The organism is Paenibacillus sp. IHBB 3054 (assembly GCF_051594305.1).
Taxonomy (GTDB): Bacteria; Bacillota; Bacilli; order Paenibacillales; family Paenibacillaceae; genus Paenibacillus_AQ.
Genome location: NZ_JBOFBG010000116.1, coordinates 1 through 1225 on the forward strand (window position 1 = coordinate 1; position 1225 = coordinate 1225).

At 47.3% G+C, this 1225-nt stretch carries 1 protein-coding gene; it reads right to left on the minus strand.

The genetic code is table 11. The features are described from left to right. Nucleotides 1-9 precede the first annotated feature (9 nt). Nucleotides 10-1150, minus strand: a protein-coding gene (locus tag ACQ76X_RS35930) for an IS630 family transposase (protein ID WP_438498669.1) whose coding sequence is annotated in 2 segments (ribosomal slippage) — nt 10-712 and nt 711-1150 — 1143 coding nt in all. Because the reading frame shifts where the segments join, the coding sequence is not laid out codon by codon here. Nucleotides 1151-1225: the final 75 nt, after the last annotated feature.

A 1225-nucleotide genomic window follows, 5' to 3' on the forward strand; every position in this document is an offset into this window, starting at 1 on the left:
AGTACAGCATCAGTCTTTAAATTGTGGATAAAGCCTTTTAAGTTTTATCCGCGCATCTTCAGTAGTGAATTGCCAGTCCACACCTTTTTGAGAAGCGTTCCGAGTACATTCCCACTCGGTCAGTTCGGTTGCTAATTCATCCATGGACGGAATCCGTCGTGCTAAACATTGACGCGTCATTACGCTCAGCTCAATTTCAGCAATATTCAGCCAACTGCCATGTTTGGGGGTGTAATGGATTTCGAGCCGTTTGGCTAAACGTAAAGCCGTTTCCGGTTCAAAGGCTTCATACAACGAGGCGATCGAATGCGTGTTTAAATTATCCATCACTAAACGAATTTTAGGTGCATTCGGGTAATGTACGTCTAACACTTCCCGAACTTGCTCCGCCCATTCGATTTTTGTGCGGCGTGGACGAATGCTAACGTGTCGCCAGTCCGCAAGCGGCTCCGTGAAGATAAAGATACTGCAGGTCCCATGACGTACGTATTCGGAGTCTTCACGCAGCGGTTTGGCGGGCTTCATCGGAATCGGTTTTCGAGCGTCATCCAGCAGTTGGAACGGTTTTTCATCCATGCAAATCACAGGACATTCGCTGTCGTAGGGCAACTGGTAGACCTCAAGCACGTCTTCCATGGCAGCCACAAACGCCGCATTCTGCTTCGGTGGAATGCACCAACACTTACGAAGATGAGGTTTGAGTTCGTTTTTTTAAAATGCGGTCTACCGTGTCATACGAAATGCTATCAATGTAACCCAGTTCAACGGTCTTGTCTGCCAAAAGACGAAGCGTCCACCGACTTCTTCCAGCGGGCGGAGTGCTGCAACTTAGCGCGATGATTTTTGCCTCGAGTTCGCCGGTGACCTTTGGAGGATTCGGTGGTGTCAGTCTTTTTTTTCGTATAACTGCAGCCTGTAATCCCTTCTCCACAAAGGTCTTGCGGACCAAATATACCGTGTTCGTGTGGATGTGTAGTTGCTCCGCAATGGTAATATCCGAAAGCTTGCCGCCCGCTCGATTGTCGTCTGCCCACAACAGAATTTGTGCTCGCCGGAGTGAACGTGCAGCCACTTTTCCTTTGGAGCACACCTCTTGTAATTCTTTCTGTTGATCTGGAGTTAAGCAAACTGCATATTCACGTAGTTTCATTGCCGATACCTCTTTTTCTCTCGACTATATCATATCTACCAAAAGTTAACTATTTTTAATCTGATGCTGTACTAG